Origin of the sequence: Shewanella sp. SM23, assembly GCF_025654295.1 — a bacterium.
Taxonomy (GTDB): domain Bacteria; phylum Pseudomonadota; class Gammaproteobacteria; order Enterobacterales; family Shewanellaceae; genus Shewanella; species Shewanella oncorhynchi.
Genome location: NZ_JAKKRM010000017.1, coordinates 87,057 through 106,753 on the forward strand (window position 1 = coordinate 87,057; position 19,697 = coordinate 106,753).

14 protein-coding genes and 1 pseudogene are annotated in these 19,697 nt (G+C 45.6%); 8 read left to right on the plus strand and 7 right to left on the minus strand.

Going from position 1 to position 19,697, the window contains the following annotated elements; all coding sequences use genetic code 11:
* The first annotated feature begins 83 nt into the window (after positions 1-83).
* Entirely contained in the window at positions 84-413 is a 330-nt protein-coding gene (locus L5L98_RS17990; RefSeq protein WP_028761837.1) for a hypothetical protein, read from the plus strand.
* A gap of 155 nt (positions 414-568) precedes the next feature.
* Positions 569-1,393: pseudogene (locus L5L98_RS17995) on the plus strand (ion transporter).
* Positions 1,394-1,476: 83 nt separating this feature from the next.
* Here L5L98_RS17995 and L5L98_RS18000 read toward each other — a convergent pair.
* Positions 1,477-2,973, minus strand: a complete 1,497-nt coding sequence (locus tag L5L98_RS18000) for an inorganic triphosphatase (RefSeq protein WP_263142680.1) — start codon at positions 2,971-2,973, stop codon at positions 1,477-1,479.
* Positions 2,974-3,204: 231 nt separating this feature from the next.
* Here L5L98_RS18000 and L5L98_RS18005 point away from each other — a divergent pair, with 231 nt between their 5' ends.
* The 4 genes from L5L98_RS18005 to putA all read left to right on the plus strand — a co-directional run bounded on the left by L5L98_RS18005 (position 3,205) and on the right by putA (position 9,429).
* Positions 3,205-3,885, plus strand: a complete 681-nt coding sequence (locus L5L98_RS18005; RefSeq protein ID WP_105251552.1) for a TIGR00153 family protein — start codon at positions 3,205-3,207, stop codon at positions 3,883-3,885.
* A gap of 26 nt (positions 3,886-3,911) precedes the next feature.
* Positions 3,912-5,201: an inorganic phosphate transporter gene (locus L5L98_RS18010; protein ID WP_113939029.1), complete on the plus strand. Its 1,290-nt coding sequence runs from the start codon at positions 3,912-3,914 to the stop codon at positions 5,199-5,201.
* A 224-nt stretch (positions 5,202-5,425) separates the two neighbouring features.
* Positions 5,426-5,977: a TIGR04211 family SH3 domain-containing protein gene (locus tag L5L98_RS18015; protein WP_105251551.1), complete on the plus strand. Its 552-nt coding sequence runs from the start codon at positions 5,426-5,428 to the stop codon at positions 5,975-5,977.
* 257 nt (positions 5,978-6,234) lie between these two features.
* On the plus strand, positions 6,235-9,429 hold the full coding sequence (gene putA, locus L5L98_RS18020; protein ID WP_263142682.1) for a bifunctional proline dehydrogenase/L-glutamate gamma-semialdehyde dehydrogenase PutA: 3,195 nt from the start codon (positions 6,235-6,237) through the stop codon (positions 9,427-9,429).
* A gap of 144 nt (positions 9,430-9,573) precedes the next feature.
* Here the strand turns inward: putA and L5L98_RS18025 are convergent, their stop codons facing one another.
* From L5L98_RS18025 to L5L98_RS18035, 3 genes are read right to left on the minus strand one after another with little or no spacing between them, the layout of a single operon-like run.
* Positions 9,574-10,419, minus strand: a complete 846-nt coding sequence (locus tag L5L98_RS18025) for a hypothetical protein (protein ID WP_173496764.1) — start codon at positions 10,417-10,419, stop codon at positions 9,574-9,576.
* A gap of 5 nt (positions 10,420-10,424) precedes the next feature.
* A complete protein-coding gene (locus L5L98_RS18030; RefSeq protein WP_263142684.1) occupies positions 10,425-12,035 on the minus strand; it encodes a hypothetical protein in 1,611 nt (536 codons plus the stop codon).
* Between the two features lie 22 nt (positions 12,036-12,057).
* Entirely contained in the window at positions 12,058-13,611 is a 1,554-nt protein-coding gene (locus L5L98_RS18035; protein WP_263142686.1) for an OmpA family protein, read from the minus strand.
* 348 nt (positions 13,612-13,959) lie between these two features.
* On the opposite strand from L5L98_RS18035, the gene L5L98_RS18040 reads away from it, so the two are divergent.
* Together L5L98_RS18040 and L5L98_RS18045 are read left to right on the plus strand one after the other, a co-directional pair.
* On the plus strand, positions 13,960-14,703 hold the full coding sequence (locus L5L98_RS18040; RefSeq protein WP_131524297.1) for a DUF599 domain-containing protein: 744 nt from the start codon (positions 13,960-13,962) through the stop codon (positions 14,701-14,703).
* 92 nt (positions 14,704-14,795) lie between these two features.
* On the plus strand, positions 14,796-14,972 hold the full coding sequence (locus tag L5L98_RS18045) for a helix-turn-helix domain-containing protein (RefSeq protein WP_006082937.1): 177 nt from the start codon (positions 14,796-14,798) through the stop codon (positions 14,970-14,972).
* Positions 14,973-15,284: 312 nt separating this feature from the next.
* Here the strand turns inward: L5L98_RS18045 and cyaB are convergent, their stop codons facing one another.
* The 3 genes from cyaB to cydD all read right to left on the minus strand — a co-directional run bounded on the left by cyaB (position 15,285) and on the right by cydD (position 19,658).
* Positions 15,285-15,872 carry a class IV adenylate cyclase gene (gene cyaB, locus L5L98_RS18050; protein ID WP_263142690.1) on the minus strand — a complete coding sequence of 196 codons (588 nt, stop codon included), beginning with the start codon at positions 15,870-15,872 and terminating at the stop codon, positions 15,285-15,287.
* A gap of 91 nt (positions 15,873-15,963) precedes the next feature.
* A complete protein-coding gene (gene cydC, locus L5L98_RS18055; protein WP_263142692.1) occupies positions 15,964-17,715 on the minus strand; it encodes a heme ABC transporter ATP-binding protein/permease CydC in 1,752 nt (583 codons plus the stop codon).
* Positions 17,712-19,658, minus strand: coding sequence for a heme ABC transporter permease/ATP-binding protein CydD (gene cydD, locus L5L98_RS18060; RefSeq protein ID WP_263142694.1), 1,947 nt, complete (start codon positions 19,656-19,658; stop codon positions 17,712-17,714). Before cydD ends, cydC begins: the two co-directional genes overlap by 4 nt.
* Positions 19,659-19,697: the final 39 nt, after the last annotated feature.

Here is a 19,697-nt window from a genome sequence, read left to right on the forward strand (position 1 = left end):
TGCGTGCTCGCACTTTATCAATAATCCCAATACAATCTCACAGATAAGCGCTAGAAACGGTTGATAGCAATAGGTAATACGCCATGAGTAAAACCAAACACCCTCTGCCCGAGCAATGGTTAAAGAACCAACAAGCCGCTAAGGCGACACAGGTTGCCTTCGATCTCGATGAAAAATTTCAATACTCTATTCGTAAAGCCGCGTTAGATGCAGGCGTTAGCCCTTCTGATCAAATTCGCACTATTTTAGGTCTTAGCGTATCGAAACGGCCAACGCGTCCGCGCCTTACCGTGTCACTCAATGCAGATGACTATGTGCAACTGGCAGAGAAATATGGTTTAAGTGCCGATTCACAGCTAGAAATTAAACGCCGTGTACTCGACGATTTAGTCCACTTTGTTGATGAAACCTAAAGCAACGCAGATCTCAAGCGCCAACCCTTCTTACCATTGGCTGGCGCGATTAATCGATATATAGCCCTTTTATTAACTCAGTCAATTTACTCACAGCCTAAAGTCTTTTACTTTAGTAGTGATATTCGCCGCACTTAACAGGGATCATGTTTGGCATGACAGATAAAACCCCATGGTCGCTTCGCACCCTTGGCACTCCTTCTCCATTCGAAATGGCGATGATGCTATTGTCCTTGCTGTCGGTGATCATAGTACTTGTCATGACCTTCGGCCGCCTAGATAGCGAAACCTACCGCTTGCTCTTCTTTGTCGATACCAGTATTTGCATGATTTTTATGATCAACTTCTTTGTTGGGTTGATCCGTGCTCGCGATAAACGCTTTTTCATTAAACACCATTGGATTGATTTTATTGCCAGTATTCCGGCGATTGAAGCCCTACGTATGGCACGGCTTTTTCAAATCCTACGGGTAATACGCCTGATCCGCATGAGTCGCTCACTGCTGCTCCCACTGGTAAAACAACGTAAACAAGCCACCTTAGCCAGTTTACTGGTTGCTATGGTGACGATTCTAACATTAGCTTCCGTCATTATGCTCATCGTCGAAAGCGGCACCGAAGGCGCCAATATCCAGACCGCTGAGCAAGCGATTTGGTGGGCATTAGTCACTATCTCTACCGTCGGCTACGGCGATTATTATCCTGTAAGCACAGCAGGCCACATCATAGGTGGCGTGGTCATTGTCAGCGGTGTGAGTTTTTTTGGGGTGATTTCAGGTTATATGGCATCGGTATTTGTCGCGCCAGATGAATCTGAACGCCAAGAACGCCAAGATGCGCATAAAGCCGAAATCAAATCAGAGCTTGAATTAGCCTTAGCGAGAATGGAAGAGAACCAACAAAAAATATAACAAAATCAAGCGCAAATGCTGGCTCAAATTGCGGAACTTAAGCAGGCTATCGAAACAAAAAATAGCTGACTTTGTTGCGAAAACGGACTAATGAAAAGGCTCAATCTATTTTAGATTGAGCCTTTTCCGTTTATCAGCGATAAAAAGTAATACTACCAGTAGACCTGCTGTTGCATCGCGTTACGGCGTGTCGATTCCATAGCAAACAACAAACTCTGCTGCTTGTCTTCCAGCCACTCAGCTAAATTGATATCTAACTCCCGACTCGCATCCTGTAAGGCGCGATAACAAGCCAAAGTTTTAATCCCAAGCGCGAGATCTTGCCAAGGTGCACGAAATGCGTCCCGTGATTTCGCCTCATATAAGCTGCCGTAGGCATGACCCACAAGAATGCTCGCATCCAACACTGTGGCCACTTGTAGATAATTCGCCGCTGTCATGACGCTATTGAGTGGCATGACCTCAATTATCGCCATCCAAGAAGCTTGCTGAGCACGATCGGCATGCTGGCGTAAGCTAGGCTGATGGGTGATGTCCACTTCACCAGCACTGATCTTTAGCAACAGTTCAACAATAGCCAGCTGTAATTGACCATATTCGGTCTGTTGCCATAGGAAGAGTAAGCGTCCCGTCAGATTAATCTCTGTCAGTTGCGCCAGAAGTCGCACTTTAACTTGGGCGTGTTGGCCAAGTTTAGCAAATAAGCCTCTTTGGCTACCAAGCAAAGCGGTCAACGCCTGTGCCTGCTCAATAAAATCGAGCTGCTTTTCAATCAGCATAAATTGGCTAGACAGTGTCACATTCAATAATTCGAGCTGATTTAGGGTCATGCGCAGCAAACGAATACAGGCGCGCATCCGCCACCATAGTACCACACAGGCTTCAGGGTCGCTTTCCTCTGCGATCATGCTCTCTAATAATTGCCAACGCTCAAGGGCGGTTTCAAGCAGGATTTGGCAGTTTGCACTTAAATCCTGTGAAGAAGAATCGTGTGACTCGGCCAGTGGCAGAAATTCCAATGCTTTTAAATCGAGCGGCTTAGCCTTGCCCGCCAATCGATAGCCCCGCTGCGCTTTACTGGCCTTACCTAAACGCACGGGCACAACGCTCGCCACTTGCATCGCCAGCTTAAGTAGCGCCTCAGTATCGCCGCTGAGGAGTTCAAACTCGAGCTCACACAGGGCTTCTTGCTGGCCATTTGCGGTGATTTCACCTATGTCTAACGCCACTTCGACCACGCTGTTATCAATCTGAACATGCCAAGCGCGACGATAAAAATCGGTGTGAAATATACAAGTCAACTGAGCTTGCGTCGCCGCTAAATCGGCATCAACGGGCCAAATGCTGGTAGGAAATAGACTTAAGTCTGGGCTATCGGATTGGATAGTCACATTGTATTCGGGCCGCGAATGAATGCCGCCCACGACTTGTCCTGCGGTTTTTATGGTCTGCTCTCGGTGCGCATCGTAACCGCGCACCCGCAATCCCATGTCCCACTGACGTAATTGCAAGTCAGGGGTGTCGAAGTAACCATTCGCCAAACGACGTTGACCTTGAGGTACGGCATTATCGAGACTATCTAACTTATTTATCAGGGATTCTTGATATATCGGCAGGAAAAACAGTTTTAATTCAATCTCAGCATTCATTGCGTAACCGCTCACTTTGTCATCAAATATTCATCGATGCGTCATCTTTAGTTCATAATGTCACAAATGTGTCATAAAAATCCCGTAGGATTTGGTTTTGCAGTTGGTATATAACCCGTTAGAATAAACCTGTCGTTTTTTCTGAAAAAACACAGTTTCAATACGCGGACGCATAGGTTAACATGCGCCCGCTTTTTCCAATAATGGAACAATCTAAATAGGTAAACGGCAATGCCAGTAAACTCTATTTTGGGCGTGTTTGCAAAATCGCCAATTAAGCCTCTTCAAGAGCACATGGACAAAGTACACGATTGCGCATCGTTACTCGTCCCCTTTTTCGAAGCCACTATCACAGGTAACTGGGACAGTGCAGTTCAATTACGTAAGCAAATTAGTTTAGCCGAGAAGCAAGCAGATTCACTGAAGCGTGAAATCCGTCTGACTCTGCCAAGCGGTTTATTTATGCCAGTAGAACGTACAGATTTATTGGAACTTTTAACTCAACAAGACAAGATAGCCAACAAAGCCAAAGATATTTCCGGTCGTGTTATCGGCCGTCAGCTGTTAATCCCTCAGGTCATGCAAGTCCCATTTATTGCTTATCTACAACGCTGTATCGATGCGGTAGCACTAGCAAAACAAGTCATTAATGAACTCGAAGATCTGTTAGAAACAGGTTTCCGTGGCCGTGAAGTCGACTTAGTGGCAAAAATGATCAACGAACTCGATATCATCGAAGAAGATACTGACGATCTACAAATTCAGTTACGCCGTCAGTTATTCGCTATGGAATCTGAATTGAATCCTGTCGATGTGATGTTCCTCTACAAAACGATTGAATGGGTCGGTGGTCTTGCAGATCTTGCCGAACGCGTCGGTTCGCGTCTTGAGCTTATGCTGGCTCGCGTTTAACAAATTAAGGTTATCAAGGTATCAATATGGTTGATGCAGGTATTGAGGTGGCTAACGTCTTAGTCACCAATGGCCCGTGGCTTATTGCCATTGCGGCTGCATTTGGTTTTCTCATGGCATGGGGTATTGGGGCGAATGACGTCGCCAATGCGATGGGAACCTCTGTAGGTTCAAACGCAATTACAATTAAACAAGCGATTATTATCGCAATGATCTTTGAGTTTTCCGGTGCATTTTTAGCTGGGGGCGAAGTTACCAATACAATTCGTAGCGGTATTATTGATTCTAGCTATTTCACTGCAACTCCTGAATTGCTGGTTTACGGCATGATAGGATCATTGTTGGCAGCAGGTATTTGGCTTGTCGTCGCATCGGCTCTTGGCTGGCCAGTATCAACGACTCACTCCATCGTCGGTGCCATTATTGGCTTCGCCGCCGTGGGTGTTGGTGCAGATTCAGTCTCATGGGATAAAGTAGGCGGGATTGTAGGCTCTTGGATCGTAACCCCCGCTATTTCGGGCTTTATGGCATTCATCCTCTTCCAAAGCACTCAAAAACTCATTTTCAACACTGACGATCCATTGAGTAATGCTAAGCGTTTCGTACCTTTCTATATGGCATTTGCTGGTTTCATCATGTCATTAATGACGATTATGAAAGGCTTATCCCATGTTGGTCTGCATTTCTCAGTTACCGAGTCTTACCTACTCGCAGGTGCTATTGCTGCTGTAGTTGGTATCTTAGGTAAAATCGCCATTTCACGCTTACAAATGAGTGATAAAGCAGATCGTCAAACCCAGTTCAAAAACGTTGAAAAAGTGTTTGCGATCCTGATGGTTTTGACTGCTTGTTGTATGGCTTTTGCCCATGGTTCAAACGATGTAGCAAATGCGATTGGTCCATTAGCGGCGGTTGTTTCTGTCGTCAATAGCGGTGGTGAGATTGCAGCGAAATCACCTCTAGTCTGGTGGATTTTACCTTTGGGTGCCGTAGGTATTGTGATGGGTCTGGCGATTTTTGGTCAGCGCGTTATGCAAACTATCGGAAAAAACATCACTCACTTGACGCCAAGTCGTGGTTTTGCGGCAGAATTAGCCGCGGCAACGACTGTAGTTATTGCTTCTAGCACTGGTTTACCTATTTCTACCACACAAACCTTAGTGGGTGCGGTATTAGGTGTAGGTATGGCCCGTGGTATCGCAGCGATTAACATTGGTGTGGTACGTAATATAGTCGTATCTTGGGTTGTGACCTTACCAGCAGGTGCTGGCCTATCAATCATCTTCTTCTATATGATTAAAGGTATTTTTAATTAAGAAGTCTCGCTAAATGTGTTGCTGACATTAAGCAGTATTAGCGCCTAGGACTAGAAGGTCGTAGGAAAGATTGAATTAAATTGGAATGGTCATAGCATGGATGCCGTAAAGTTGAGGGAAGTCTATGACTTCCCTCTTGCATTACAGGCCTCAAATCCCTAGCATGTGCAGACTATTTCGTTGATGAGAATACAAAAGTGTTTAGACTCCTGACTCTGGTAGGAATGATCTTGCTGTCTTCCAACCTGCTGGCCGAAGGCCAATCCCGCTACATCTCGGATAACGTGTTTCTGTATCTTTTAGGTGGCCCTGGTACTGAGTTTCGAATTGTTGGATCAATTGAAGCGGGTCAACCTGTGACACTGCTCAACGAAACTCAAGGTGATTACTCCAAAATAATCGACCATAAAGGCCGTGAAGGTTGGGTACAAACCAACTTGATCAGTTCGACTCAAAGTTTCCGTGAGCAAGTCCCTGCGTTAACAACTGAACTCGCACAGGCCAAAGCTAAGTTAGCAGAAGTATCAAGTTCAACAGATAATCATGCCGGCGAACTGCTCGAATTAAAGGCTAAACTAAGCGAGTTAGAAACCAACCTAGCTAAAACGACTCAAGAACGTGATCAACTGAAAAATGCGGTAGATCGCACAGCTCAAGACGAGCGTTTTGAACTTTGGCGCCAAGGTGGATTAATCGCAGGCATGGGCTTAATCCTAGGCATTATTTTAGTGTATTTACCTAGACCACAACGTCGTAATAAAAAACGTTGGATGTGAGTCTGACACACAAAAAGTCTTAATTTACCTTCCAAAAGCCAGTGTTTTCAAACACTGGCTTTTTTGTCAATCAAGCGTTACATCGACTTATTAACAAGCTAATCAAACAAACTTCACAATCTTTTACGCTATAGTGTTGTCCGTCACATTTTGGTTGTATAATCTGCGCGCGCAAACCTTCATATTGTATACAAAATATCAAATGCGTTTGGCGCCTCCCAATTTGTTTCAACAATAGCGCCCCAATAACGGCCAAGATGGAAGCGATAACTATGTTCAAAGCGAGTGAAGTGCTGGCAGGCCGCTACGATTCTGCCAATCTCGACGAACTGTTCAAAGCAGTCAGCGACAACTACATTGTCGATGAAGAACAATACTTGTCAGAGCTGATCAAACTAGTTCCCTCAAGTGATGAAGCCATAGAGCGCGTCACTCGTCGTGCCCACGAACTGGTCAATAAGGTTCGTCAATTCGATAAAAAAGGTTTGATGGTCGGCATAGATGCCTTCCTGCAACAGTACAGCTTAGAAACACAGGAAGGCATTATCCTGATGTGTTTAGCCGAAGCTTTACTGCGAATTCCCGATGCGGCCACTGCCGATGCGCTGATTGAAGATAAGCTTTCAGGCGCTAAGTGGGATGAGCACATGAGCAAGAGTGACTCAGTACTGGTTAACGCATCGACCTGGGGCTTAATGCTCACAGGTAAAATCGTTAAACTCGATAAAAAACTCGATGGTACCCCAAGCAACTTGCTGAGCCGCTTAGTGAATCGTCTGGGTGAGCCTGTGATCCGTCAAGCCATGATGGCAGCAATGAAGATCATGGGTAAGCAGTTCGTGCTGGGTCGCAACATGAAAGAAGCCCTGAAAAACAGCGAAGACAAACGTAAGTTAGGTTATACCCATTCCTACGACATGCTGGGCGAAGCGGCGTTAACTCGCAAAGATGCCGAGAAATACTATACCGATTACGCCAATGCGATCACTGAGCTCGGTGCTCAAAGCTATAACGAAAATGAATCACCGCGCCCAACAATCTCCATCAAGCTATCGGCATTGCACCCACGTTACGAAGTGGCCAATGAAGACCGCGTCTTGACTGAACTGTACGACACAGTGATTCGCCTGATTAAGCTGGCACGTGGTTTAAATATCGGTATATCTATCGATGCTGAAGAAGTCGATCGCCTCGAGTTATCACTAAAACTGTTCCAAAAACTGTTTAATGCTGAAGCAACTAAAGGCTGGGGATTACTCGGCATAGTAGTACAAGCCTACTCTAAGCGTGCCCTGCCCGTACTGGTTTGGTTAACGCGTCTAGCGAAAGATCAAGGGGATGAAATCCCAGTTCGCTTAGTTAAAGGCGCCTATTGGGATAGCGAACTTAAGTGGGCGCAACAAGCTGGCGAAGCCGCTTATCCACTCTACACTCGCAAAGCCGGTACTGACGTTTCTTACCTCGCCTGCGCCCGTTACTTGTTATCGGATGCGACTCGCGGCGCTATCTACCCACAATTTGCTAGCCACAATGCGCAAACCGTGGCGGCAATTTCCGATATGGCGGGCGATCGTAACCATGAGTTCCAACGCTTACACGGCATGGGACAAGAGCTGTACGACACGATTCTGGCTGAAGCCGGTGCTAAAGCGGTACGTATTTATGCCCCCATCGGTGCCCATAAAGATCTACTGCCCTACTTAGTTCGTCGCCTGCTGGAAAACGGCGCGAATACTTCGTTCGTCCACAAACTGGTGGATCCTAAAACCCCCATCGAGTCATTAGTGGTACATCCGCTAACAACACTGACGGGTTACAAAACCCTGGCTAACAACAGAATCGTTTTACCTGCCGATATTTTCGGTAGCGATCGCAAAAATTCCAAGGGACTCAATATGAACATCATTTCCGAATCTGAGCCATTTTTCGCGGCACTAGAACAGTTTAAAAATACCCAATGGCAAGCGGGCCCTCTGGTTAACGGTAAAACCTTAACTGGCGAACATAAAACGGTTGTTAGCCCATACGACACTACCCAAACCGTAGGTCAAGTCGCCTTCGCCGACAAAGCTGCAATCGAAGCAGCCGTCGCGTCTGCTGAAGCAGCATTTGCCTCTTGGGCACGCACACCAGTGGAAACCCGTGCATCTGCACTACAAAAATTGGCCGATTTATTAGAAGAAAACCGCGAAGAATTGATCGCCCTGTGTACCCGTGAAGCAGGCAAGAGCATTCAAGACGGTATCGACGAAGTACGTGAAGCCGTTGATTTCTGTCGTTACTACGCTGTACAAGCTAAGAAAATGATGGCGAAGCCTGAACTGCTTCCTGGCCCAACGGGAGAGCTGAACGAACTGTTCCTCCAAGGCCGCGGCGTATTCGTGTGTATCAGCCCATGGAACTTCCCATTGGCCATCTTCCTCGGTCAAGTCTCTGCGGCATTAGCGGCGGGTAACACTGTTATCGCGAAACCTGCGGAGCAAACCTCGATTATTGGTTATCGTGCAGTACAACTTGCTCACCAAGCAGGTATTCCTGTTGAGGTTCTGCAATTCCTACCCGGTACGGGTGCGACTGTGGGTAGCGCAATTACGGCCGATGAACGTATCGGCGGCGTATGCTTTACCGGTTCAACTGGCACAGCAAAACTGATTAACCGTACACTGGCCAACCGTGATGGCGCGATTATTCCGTTGATTGCCGAAACTGGCGGTCAAAATGCCATGGTAGTGGACTCAACCTCGCAACCTGAGCAAGTGGTTAACGATGTGGTTTCATCGTCATTCACCAGCGCAGGCCAACGCTGCTCCGCACTGCGCGTGCTCTTCCTCCAAGAAGACATCGCCGATCGCGTGATCGAAGTCCTGCAAGGCGCCATGGATGAATTGGTGATTGGCAACCCAAGTTCAATCAAAACCGACGTAGGCCCAGTGATTGACGCCACCGCCAAAGCTAACTTAGATGCCCACATCGACCATATCAAGCAAGTCGGTAAGCTTATCAAGCAAATGCCACTGCCCGCTGGTACTGAGAATGGTCACTTTGTGTCGCCAACCGCCGTTGAAATCGATTCAATTAAAGTGCTTGAGAAAGAACACTTTGGCCCAATCCTGCATGTGATCCGTTATAAAGCGGCAGATCTTGGCAAAGTGATCGATGAAATCAACAGCACGGGCTTTGGCTTAACCTTAGGTATCCATAGCCGTAACGAAGGCCATGCCTTGGAAGTTGCCGACAAAGTGAACGTGGGTAACGTCTACATTAACCGTAACCAAATCGGTGCTGTGGTGGGCGTACAGCCTTTCGGCGGTCAAGGTCTGTCAGGCACAGGTCCTAAAGCCGGTGGCCCACACTACTTAACCCGTTTTGTGACTGAAAAGACTCGCACCAACAACATCACAGCTATTGGTGGTAATGCGACCCTACTGTCACTCGGTGATAGCGAAGAATAAGTACACTGAACTTGCTTTAGAATATCGCGATGCATCTTTAGCCATCGCGATAACAATAAAAAAGCCAGACTGAGTCTGGCTTTTTTATTAGAGTCTAAAACGGTACTTATCTATGACGTAACAACTTAATTAAAATCCCAGTCATTACATATCCGTCATTAATACGGGTTGACCAAAACCTTTAAGTTCAGCATGGGAGGACTCAAAATACTGCTGCCAAAACTGTTTCAACGGCAACATTACTTGACCGCCTCTAAATCCTTTTGATGTAGCAGGAACCCAACCCGCACCTAATACGTAAATATCTGCCTGCTTAAAATCACTCAGCATGTTCGCTTTTTGTATTTTTAGCATTTCTTGCTCAGGTTCGATAACTTTTAAGGTGTTTTTACTGTAAAAGCTGGTCACATCTGAATTTTCAACCATATCGGACACAAGTAACAATACTCGGCGTCCTTCGGTATCGGCAGCCACTTGCGGCGCAATAACCTGAGATAAATTACTGAGGATTTCAGTTTTAGGCAAATCCACATCATTAGGTTTAAAAGCATGTTTTATATGGGCATCAATTTTACTTCTAACGAACTGAGCCTGCTTATTCATGCAATTATCAAAAGCCATTAGATTTTTCTTCGATACGTCATCCCTGTCAGCAATATCAGTATCCAGCCTGCCACTAAACAAAACATCGGTATAAAAATCTTTTACATAAGCACTAAAGCTAATGATAGTGATTTTATCCCCAGCTTGTAGGAAGAGATGCACTTTCTCATGAACTAACTGTTTAATATTTATGTCCGGAGAAAAAGTACCATCGATCGCCACAAACAAATGTCGGCCAGAAACTGTCTTTGCTGTTAGTGGATCAATTTTGGCAAACTCGTAGCAACTTTTAATATCATTTCTCTCAGCGGCCATCGCAGGCAAACACATAGAAATAGCTAAAGTGCCAAACAAGCCAGTAACCACCAACTTAGCAAGCTTTGTCATTCCTGTCATGAACTTAACTCTCCAAGTATCTCTTTGCGTAAACGATCGCGCATCTGTTCTTCCGTTTCAACAACCTTTTTTTGCTGAGTTATTTCAGCAAGCAGCTCTTGTCGAATACGTTGTTCAGCTTGTTCTGGCGTTTCGGCCTCTGCAGCTTTTTTAGCATTCGCTTCAGCAACAAGCTCGGCTTTCAATCTTGCTTCCATCGCCTCTGGTGCTTCGGAAGTTTCTACCTCAACAATATGAGACGTTGCCACCACAGCGGCACTTTTCATCGCCTGATGGCTGGCTAATGTTTGATGCTCACGTAAACGTACCGATTGATCATATCGATTTTCGGCATTACCTAAATCTTCCATATACGTCAGGAATGAACGCTCACCACAGGCCTCTAACACCTCTAGCACCTTAGGATCTTGGCAATTAGTTTCGGCTTTTTGATTCATTCTTTGCTGCAAGTTAGTTAGGCGCTTCTGGGCTACACGCGCAACTTGCTGCTTTAAACGAGAATAATGCGTCTTAAACTCACGCTCACTTTTAAAGTTGCCAATTTCTTTACGCGCATCTTTAGAATGTTTGCCAGCAAATCCGGTTTTAAAACCAATTAAAATACCGAAAATCTGTAATAGGATGAATAAGAAAGCAAGAAAAATAAAAGTTCCCCAACCGCCTTTCTGTTCACGATCCCACACGTCATCCTTTGCTTTATCACCTGCACTTTTAGACTCATCCAGTAAGAGTGCTGGAGGTGCTTCAGCATAGGGGTCTTGTTCTTGATACAATCCACTCGTTTGCTGAATATTGACTTCATCAATGTGCATTTTTTCAAGCACTTGACCACGCACATAGGTTGCCAATACTGCAATAACTAGGATCGCAATAGCAGTAACCGTGGTGATGAAATAACGGGGCTTAACCTCTGCGTTAGTAGAGATCCGATTAATGAGTTGCTTATATTGAGGCTCATTATCATCCTCAAAGGTTTTATCTAAATTAATACGAGTATTAGGTGCCAGTTCTGGCGTCGATTTGTCGCGGTTTTTAGCATTTTTCCACCAGACCTTGGCCTTTTTAATGAGCGAGTTAGCATGCAGCTCATGTCCAGTAAAGTGAGTTAAACCTACCAGTAAAACCGAGATGATGAAGGCGATACCCACAGCACCTTGCTGCTGTAGTTTTTCCGATGCTCCGGGAATCGTGAAACCTGAAAGAACGTAACTAAATCCCATTGCTTCAACAAACACTAAGGCGGCAATCAATATCCACCCCAAAATATGTAAGTTGTTACGACCATTTTCAGTCACTTTACCTAAATAGTCTTGGCTTTTACTGAAAAGCTCCTCGTCCTTATTCACTTTCTCATAATGAGCCGCAAAATCAGTACATAGTGCGACTTCAGTATTCAACCAATCCTTATCGTAAATCTTAACTTGGGTTTCATAATCTTTCGCTAAGCGACTCTCCTTACCGATTACCGGAAAGGCATACCATGTATTAAGCCACCAGAAACTGACCTTATCCCACCAAACCGTAATAATGACCACTAATACCATCAACGAAAGTAACAGCGACACTAACGTGCGATACTCATTAAATAACATAGACACAAAATCCATTTACCGCTCCTAAGCACATTGCTTATAACAATTTGGGTTCAAAATCGGCTTCATAAACCGTTTTATTCTTCTCGTAGTACAACTTGCCAGCAATCGCGGTCGCTGAACGATCGATTGGCATCACCACATCTATACAGCGCACAGGAGAGTCTTTGTCCGTTGTAAAAACACGATATAACAAGCCTTTATCACCATAATAAGTCTCTACATGGCTCGTAAGCTGATAATTTGGATCATCTTTACTTGAACCTTTGTAATTCTTCCAAATATTCACTTTAGGCGCAGAAACAGCCGTGCCACTGTCCTTAATTACAGCAACAGGGGTCAAACCAATATAATGGCCATTCACTTTATAACCCCAAGCAGTACCATTCATACCCGGTAAATAATCTGCTGTGTTGTAATCCTTACGATTATAGCTCTCACCTGTGGCTAAACTCTTCACGTCCCCCGTGACTCTCGGTCCCTCAACGGCGCAATTTAGGCTAGAGACTTCAGATGCATACGCCTTGCTAAATAATGCAAAACCGCTCTCTTTTTTAGCACCCACTAACTGGGTAAAGTTTGTCGATGGGTCGAGCATTTTCTTACCGCCAAAATCTACCAAGGCTTTTTGCAGTTTCACTGGCTCAAGTAACTTGACGATTTCCGACTCCGTCATTTGTATTTGAGCTGGTGAAGTGCTCGGTTTATTTGGCTGAGTTGTAGGCTGCTTTTCCACTTGAGTCGTAGGCTTGGCTGCTGTCACTTTATCCTGCGATCGGCGGGATAAATAACTCAAATTTGCCTTCTGTTTGTATGAATAGGCCAGTAATTGATCCGGTTTACCGTCAATTTCAATAATTTCTACTCGACGATTTTTTGCTTTGCCAGCGTCATCACTATTAGCTGCAACAGGCTGTGACTCCCCTGCTCCTTGGAAGAATAATCGCTCAGTCGGAATGCCAGCTTGATTAAAGAGGGTTGCCACATAACGCGCTCTCGCTTCGCTAAGCTCTTGATTTAACGATTCAGCACCACTGGCATCTGTATGACCTGTAATCAAAATGTTTTGTTTAGAGTCTTTATAGATAGCGGCGAGTTTTTGAAATTTTTGTTTAGCTTGTGGCGTCGCCTCTGAAGCTCCAGAAGCAAACATCACTTCACTATTACTCGAAACTATCGCAGCCATACCCACAACTTGATAATTAGCGTACTTTTCTGAATCTTCCTTCGACATGGTTTGTTCGGTTGAACTGATCAGTAAGCTACTTTGTTGTTCATCTGATGCTTTTGAAGCGCTGATTGAAGTAAATTGAATATCAAGATTTTCTGTTTTCGCTAACTGTTCTAATGCTTCGCGTTTTTGCTGAAAATCATAACCAACGGTACAACCAATCGCAGCACCAGCGGCACCGCCATAAAGCATACCTTCATTGCCACCTAAATAATTCCCAATCAATACACCTAAACCAGTACCAATAGCACAACCAATAACAGTTTCTTTATTATCTTCAACAGATTGAGTGATGGCACAACTGCTAAGCGCTAATACGCCAGCAACTGCGAGCGATATGGATTTCAAATTTGACTTCATAGTCATCCCTAACTTTTTAAAAATTCAAAATTGAATTTTAGATGCAATAAATTAAGTTAAGGATTAGAAGGAATTAGCTCTAAAAAGTCAATCTAAAGTTGATACTGATGTAACCAAAATATTAATTAAGGCTGAAATTTGTGAGCAACTTTATATCGAAGATATTTAAGCGACTGACACAGGAGTTGTCATAAAACAGTTTTATCCTAATGTGAAGTCACAATCACTATGCAAAAAAATCATTACTGGGAATCGTTTCTCAGTTGCACCAAATCTTTCATAGACCTCATAATCTGCACATGACTAATCTCTCTCTTTCTCCCCATATTACATTTTACTAAGGTGGCTATGACATTTTCGTTGTTAGATATTTCTGCATTGGTGTGGTTTATCGTTTCTTGGGCTGGCTACACCGCCTTTGCCCGTAGCAAGGCGAGAGATACAGACTGTATTGCCCGTGGTCTCCATAAGCATAGAATTTACTGGATGCTTGAGGTGATGACCCGCGGTGTGCGCGTGGGTGATGCGGCACTACTGGCCAACTTAGAACGCAATATTGCCTTTTTTGCATCGACCACGCTGTTTGTGCTTGCGGGTGTACTAACCTTATTTGCGCAAGTTGAACGACTAGAAAGTGTTATAGCAACCATTCCCTTCGCTACGCCACCGAATCATGCGCTGGTGCAAGTCAAGTTAGCTCTGCTAGTTGGCATTTTTGTGATGGCCTTCTTCCAGTTTACTTGGTCAATGCGCCAATACGGTTTTGTGAACGTGATGATAGGCGCGGGTCCTCTGGACACCGATGGCTCAAATGACAATCTCAAAGCCTATGCAAGACAAATGGCGACAGTGCAAGATCAAGCGGCGCACTCCTATAACTATGGTTTACGCGCCTATTACTTTTCAATGGCGGTATTGTGCTGGTTTGTACACCCGATACTCTTTATCTCGGCCAGCTTATTTGTGGTCGCAACCTTATATCGCCGCGAGTTCAAGTCCCGTGCCGTTCTGGCGATCACAGCGGCAAAAGGCCATCTGCAAATAGAGAGCCAAGTGCGGGAAACCGCCCGCAACCACAAAATAGAATCATAGCCTTGGCGGTTTAGGCCGCTGCGTCATCTTGATTGGAATTATTGTTCTATACTCTTTGGGTCATGTTTCTATTGAATTACTGGGAGAGTGCCATGAGCGATAACTTATTAACCTTAGATGAAGTGTGCAAAATGCTAGATAAAACACCAGCGACCATTAAACGCTTCGCTCGGGAGAATTTACTCTCAAGTGTTCAAGATGGTGACGAATTAAAATTCCCTGAAGCGGAAGTTAAACGCTACCTCGCCTTTTCACAACGCTTAGGCTAAAACGCATCAAGTAACTCACGGCAAATAAAACTGAATAATCAGTATGTAAGCCGTTTGAATTTGTAAAGGTGGCTTGAATTGAAATGTGATACTCGAATTTAAGTACGCTGCTTAAGTTTAAGTCGTCGATAGCAAGTTAAAACAAACAGTGAATGCGGTATGGACAGTGACGCTCAAAGGGATTTGAACTTAGCCATAGCGGTTTGTTGCGAAGGATTGGTTAGGCAAAATCTAGCGGTGTAAACCATTAAACTTAAGCGATGAAACTTTAAGCTATTAAGCCTCAAGCTGTTAATCCAAAAGATTGAACCATCACTGATCATTTAAAGCCCGCTGCAACTGCCGATAGGATAACAGCTCTCGCTGCGTTTCACTTAAGCCTAAGTCAGCGGCGAGTTGTTGTAATTGCACTTCATATTTAGGCAACAGGGTTTCATCATTGGTCATAATCGCAAGCTCAGCAAAATCCCCTAAACCTTCGATATGATCGATTGTTAAATGAAATTCACCCAGAAAATAGATACTGCGGCGCTTTTTAATTTCCAGTACACACTCATAGCCTAAGGTCTGCAGCATACTTTTTGCTTTTGTTGCTTCAGTGATATTAACGGCTTCACAGCGGTCTTTTTCTGGCCCCTTTACTATCCACAGCATTATCCCCGATGGCTGCATCTCACGGATACACAAGCTCTTGTGCTCACCTTTAAGTGATTGTGATGGCAGATCAAAGTAACAATCATGCTCAAGGTTGTCTTCGAGCATGACCTCAGGATTTCTCATTTGTAAGGCAGCGAAAAAAGCGTGGCGATCCAATAAACGATATTTAAGCTCGACCTCAAACTTACCATTAAAATGAGCATTAATTTGTGGGGCTAATGCTTCTGGCATCGCAGGGTTCATAGATTCATATCCGCTTTTAATGGGTAAAATATATCGCTATTTATAATATTGAGCGCCAACATCTTAATTCCAAAAGATTAAATCCAAAACCTTAAGCGAGTCTTTGGTACAAGGCCTGATACTCTGCACTGTCTTCAATTAAGCTCTGGTGAGTGCCAGACGCAATAATCTTCCCCTGACCGAGTAAATGAATTTGATCCATCTTCGCCATAGCGGTTAAACGATGGCTAATCATAAGTAAGGTTTTATCTTTTGCAAAATCAAACAGTAAACTTAAAATCTCTCGCTCGGTGCGTTTATCTAGCCCTTCAGTTGGCTCATCAAGCAATAGCAGCGGCGCATCACGCAGCAGTGCCCTAGCAACACCAATACGGCGCTGCTCGCCACCCGAAAGCTGACGTCCACCTTCACCTATCCACATATCCAGCGGTTTATCACCCGTGAGTAAAGCGCCAAGTCCGACCCGCTGTAACACATCAATCAAGCGTGCGTCGTGGGCAGTGCGTTTCTCGCCCTCGATAACAGGTAGCGCTAATACTAAGTTTTCCCGCAAAGTACCCGCAAACAAATAGATGCGTTGGCTAATCACAGTAATCGCATCCCTAAGACCGCGCTCGCTGTACTCTGAAAGTGCATGACCATCGAGCTTGATGTGCCCTTGCTGCGCTTGCCATTCTCGGGTAATCAGCGTCAATAAGCTCGACTTACCGCAACCCGTTGGCCCAAGTAACGCGACTTTTTGCCCGGCTTTTATCTCAAGGGACAAACCTTGCAGCACGTTTTGATCGTCTCGATAACCAAAGTGGATATCTTCAATCTGTAATGCGCCAGACTTTGCCCTCAGGCCAGTATCGACAGCAAATTGAATATCGGCCTTTTGTTCAGTGATTTCATTAATTCGCGTTGCGGCCAATACGCAGCCTGATAAATGCTGAAACGCGCCCGCGATCGGCATCATCATCTCGACGCAGGCCATAGTCGCAAACACCATAAGTGCAAACATGGGCCCCGGCGGCACGGCATCACCCACACCTTGAGCGGCTAAATAAAGCATCATGATCAAGGCTGAGCCCGTGGAGAGGATCAACATGGCTTGGCTGAGAGCAGTGATATTGGCCATCGCGCTTTGGCTGCGAAAAAGTGCAATTTCAGCATCATTCAGTTTCTGCCTGAATCTGCCGTTCGCGCCAAATAGGCTAAGCTCGGCTTGGCCTTGCAGCATATCCAATAATTGCACCCGATAATGACGCTTGGTCTCAAGCATAGTTCGGCTCGGACCGTGTCCAAGGCGATAAAATAGCAGTGGCATCACCAGCCAAACAGCGACTAAAAATAGGCAAAGACTGAGGGCAAGTTTGGCATCGAACCAAGCAAGAAACAGATACAAGAGCCCTGTCATCAGCAGTGATGCTGCCATAGGCGTGAGCAGTCGCAGGTAAAGATGATCTAGGGTATCGATATCGGCCACTAAGCGATTGAGCATGTCGCCACGGCGCAGCCCCTGCAGATTTTTAGCACTTAGCGGCAAGAGTTTACACCACGCCCAAACGCGAAGCTCAGTCAGCAACTTAAAGGTCGCCTCATGGGTCGCTAAACGCTCGCCATAACGACTAGCGGTTCGGGCAATTGATAAGAAACGCACGCCGCCCGCAGGAGTGAAAAAGTTAAAGGACTGCGCCGTAACTATCGTCAAACCCGCAACAGCGGTAGCGGAAAGAAACCAGCCCGAAAGTGACAGTAAACCTATGCCCGCCATCAAAGTAATAATGGTCAGCAGCAAGCCCACGGACATCATCAGCCATTGACGCGAGAACAATCGAATAAAGGGGATCAGCACTTTCATTGGGCATCTCCTTTAGTGGACTCGGCACTGTCGAGTGGAGCGTCACTATCAAGCTGCGTCTCACTGGCGCTGGCCGATAACGGTACAAGTTCAATATCCGCCACGGACTCAACATTTTCACGCAGTAAAGTTTGGAATAAACCGTGTGTATTAGACAAAGTGGTAAAGTCGCCCCGCTGTACTATCAAGCCTTTATCGAGCACAAGAATAGTATCCATTTGATCTAACTGATCTAATCTGTGGGTCACCATAATACACATCTTACCCGCCATGGCGCGATTCAGCGCAGAACTCACCGCCTGCTCACTCTGGCTATCTAAACTGGCTGTGGGTTCATCAAGGACAAACAAACTCGCCTTTTGCCCAAGCGCCCTTGCCAAGGCAATACGCTGGGCTTGGCCGACGGATAAACCGGAAGATTGCTCACCGACCGGCGAGTCTAATCCCAGTGGTTGTGCCTTAACGAAGTCGCTAATATTGGCCTCTGCCAGCAAGTGCCACAGCGTATCGTCGGGCAGAGCTGGGTCGGCTAAAGCTACGTTATCCCTCACAGTACCGTGGAATAACTGCGGTTCCTGTCCAAGCCAAGCTAAGTACTGTCGCCAATGGGATAAGTCTAATGCGGATAACTCATGGCCATTAATCAACAAATGGCCCTTGTAGGGTAAAAATCCCAATAAGGCGTTGAGTAAACTGGTTTTACCCGCGCCACTCGGGCCAACTAAAGCTAAGCGTTCACCCTCTTTTAACTCAAAACTCAGCGGGCCAAGTAAACGCGTGCCATCGACACTGAACACCTCAAGATTGTCGGCACTCAGCGTCTCTATGCTATTGATGCAGACGTGGCCGGCAAATTCAGGTTCCGGATGTTCGAGCAAGGTAATCAAAGCTTCTGCCGCGCCTATAGCCTGCGCCTTAGCATGGTAATGAGTCCCCATGTCGCGCAGCGGTTGATAAAACTCAGGAGCTAAAATCAGAATAAATAGCCCAGTAAATAAGCTGAAAGGAATACCGCCCATGTCAGGCACTGTACTTGAACTAATATTGGCATGGGCGCCATAGTAGCCAAAATCTAAGTGACCTAAGTAACTAAAACCAAAATAAACCGCCAGCACAGCAATCGAAACCGCCGCAAAAAACTCTAAGACTGCCGAGCTTAAAAATGCCATGCGTAGCACCGACATAGTGCGGCTACGAAACTCCTCCGAAGCACTCGCGATCACCTTAAGCTCGGCATCACCACGGTGAAAAAGTTTCAACGTGCTTAAGCCTTTTAATCTATCCATAAAATGGCCGCTCAATCTTGCAAGCGCACTGAAGTTTTTGCGATTAGCATCGGCAGCGCCCATGCCAACTAAGATCATAAACATAGGGATTAATGGCGCTGTGAGTAACAGGATTAAGCCTGCCGCCCAGTTAATCGGGAATACCGCCGCTAAAATGAGTACGGGAATAAAACCAGCAAGGCTGATTTGCGGAAGGTATCTGGCATAAAAATCTTGTAAATCTTCGACTTGCTCTAAGACTATGCTGGCCCAACTCCCTGCGGGTTTACCTTTAATAAATGCAGGACCTAGCTTAGTCAACTTGTCCATCACTGCAGCGCGAATATGGCCACGTAGACGCTTACCCGCCTCAAAACTGGCGCGCTCACGCCCATAAGCCAACAAGGCACGCAGTAACATCAAGGCAATTAGCGCAATAAAATGAGGTGTATAGGTATCAATATTCACGCTGGAACTGATCGTTTGGGCATTGTCAGTTAGCGGTATAACTTGCCCTATGATCACGCCATCCAGAATCGTCGCGATAATATAAGCCTGCGCCACCATAGCGACGGCGCTTATCATCCCAAGCCATAACGACAATTTAAGGAACAGGCCATAGGCTTTTTTCTGGGCTTTAAGCCAAACGAGAAGGGATTTTTCTAACGACTTATCCATGGTGCTCCAACAAGAAAACAATTAAGCGACTCGTAGCGG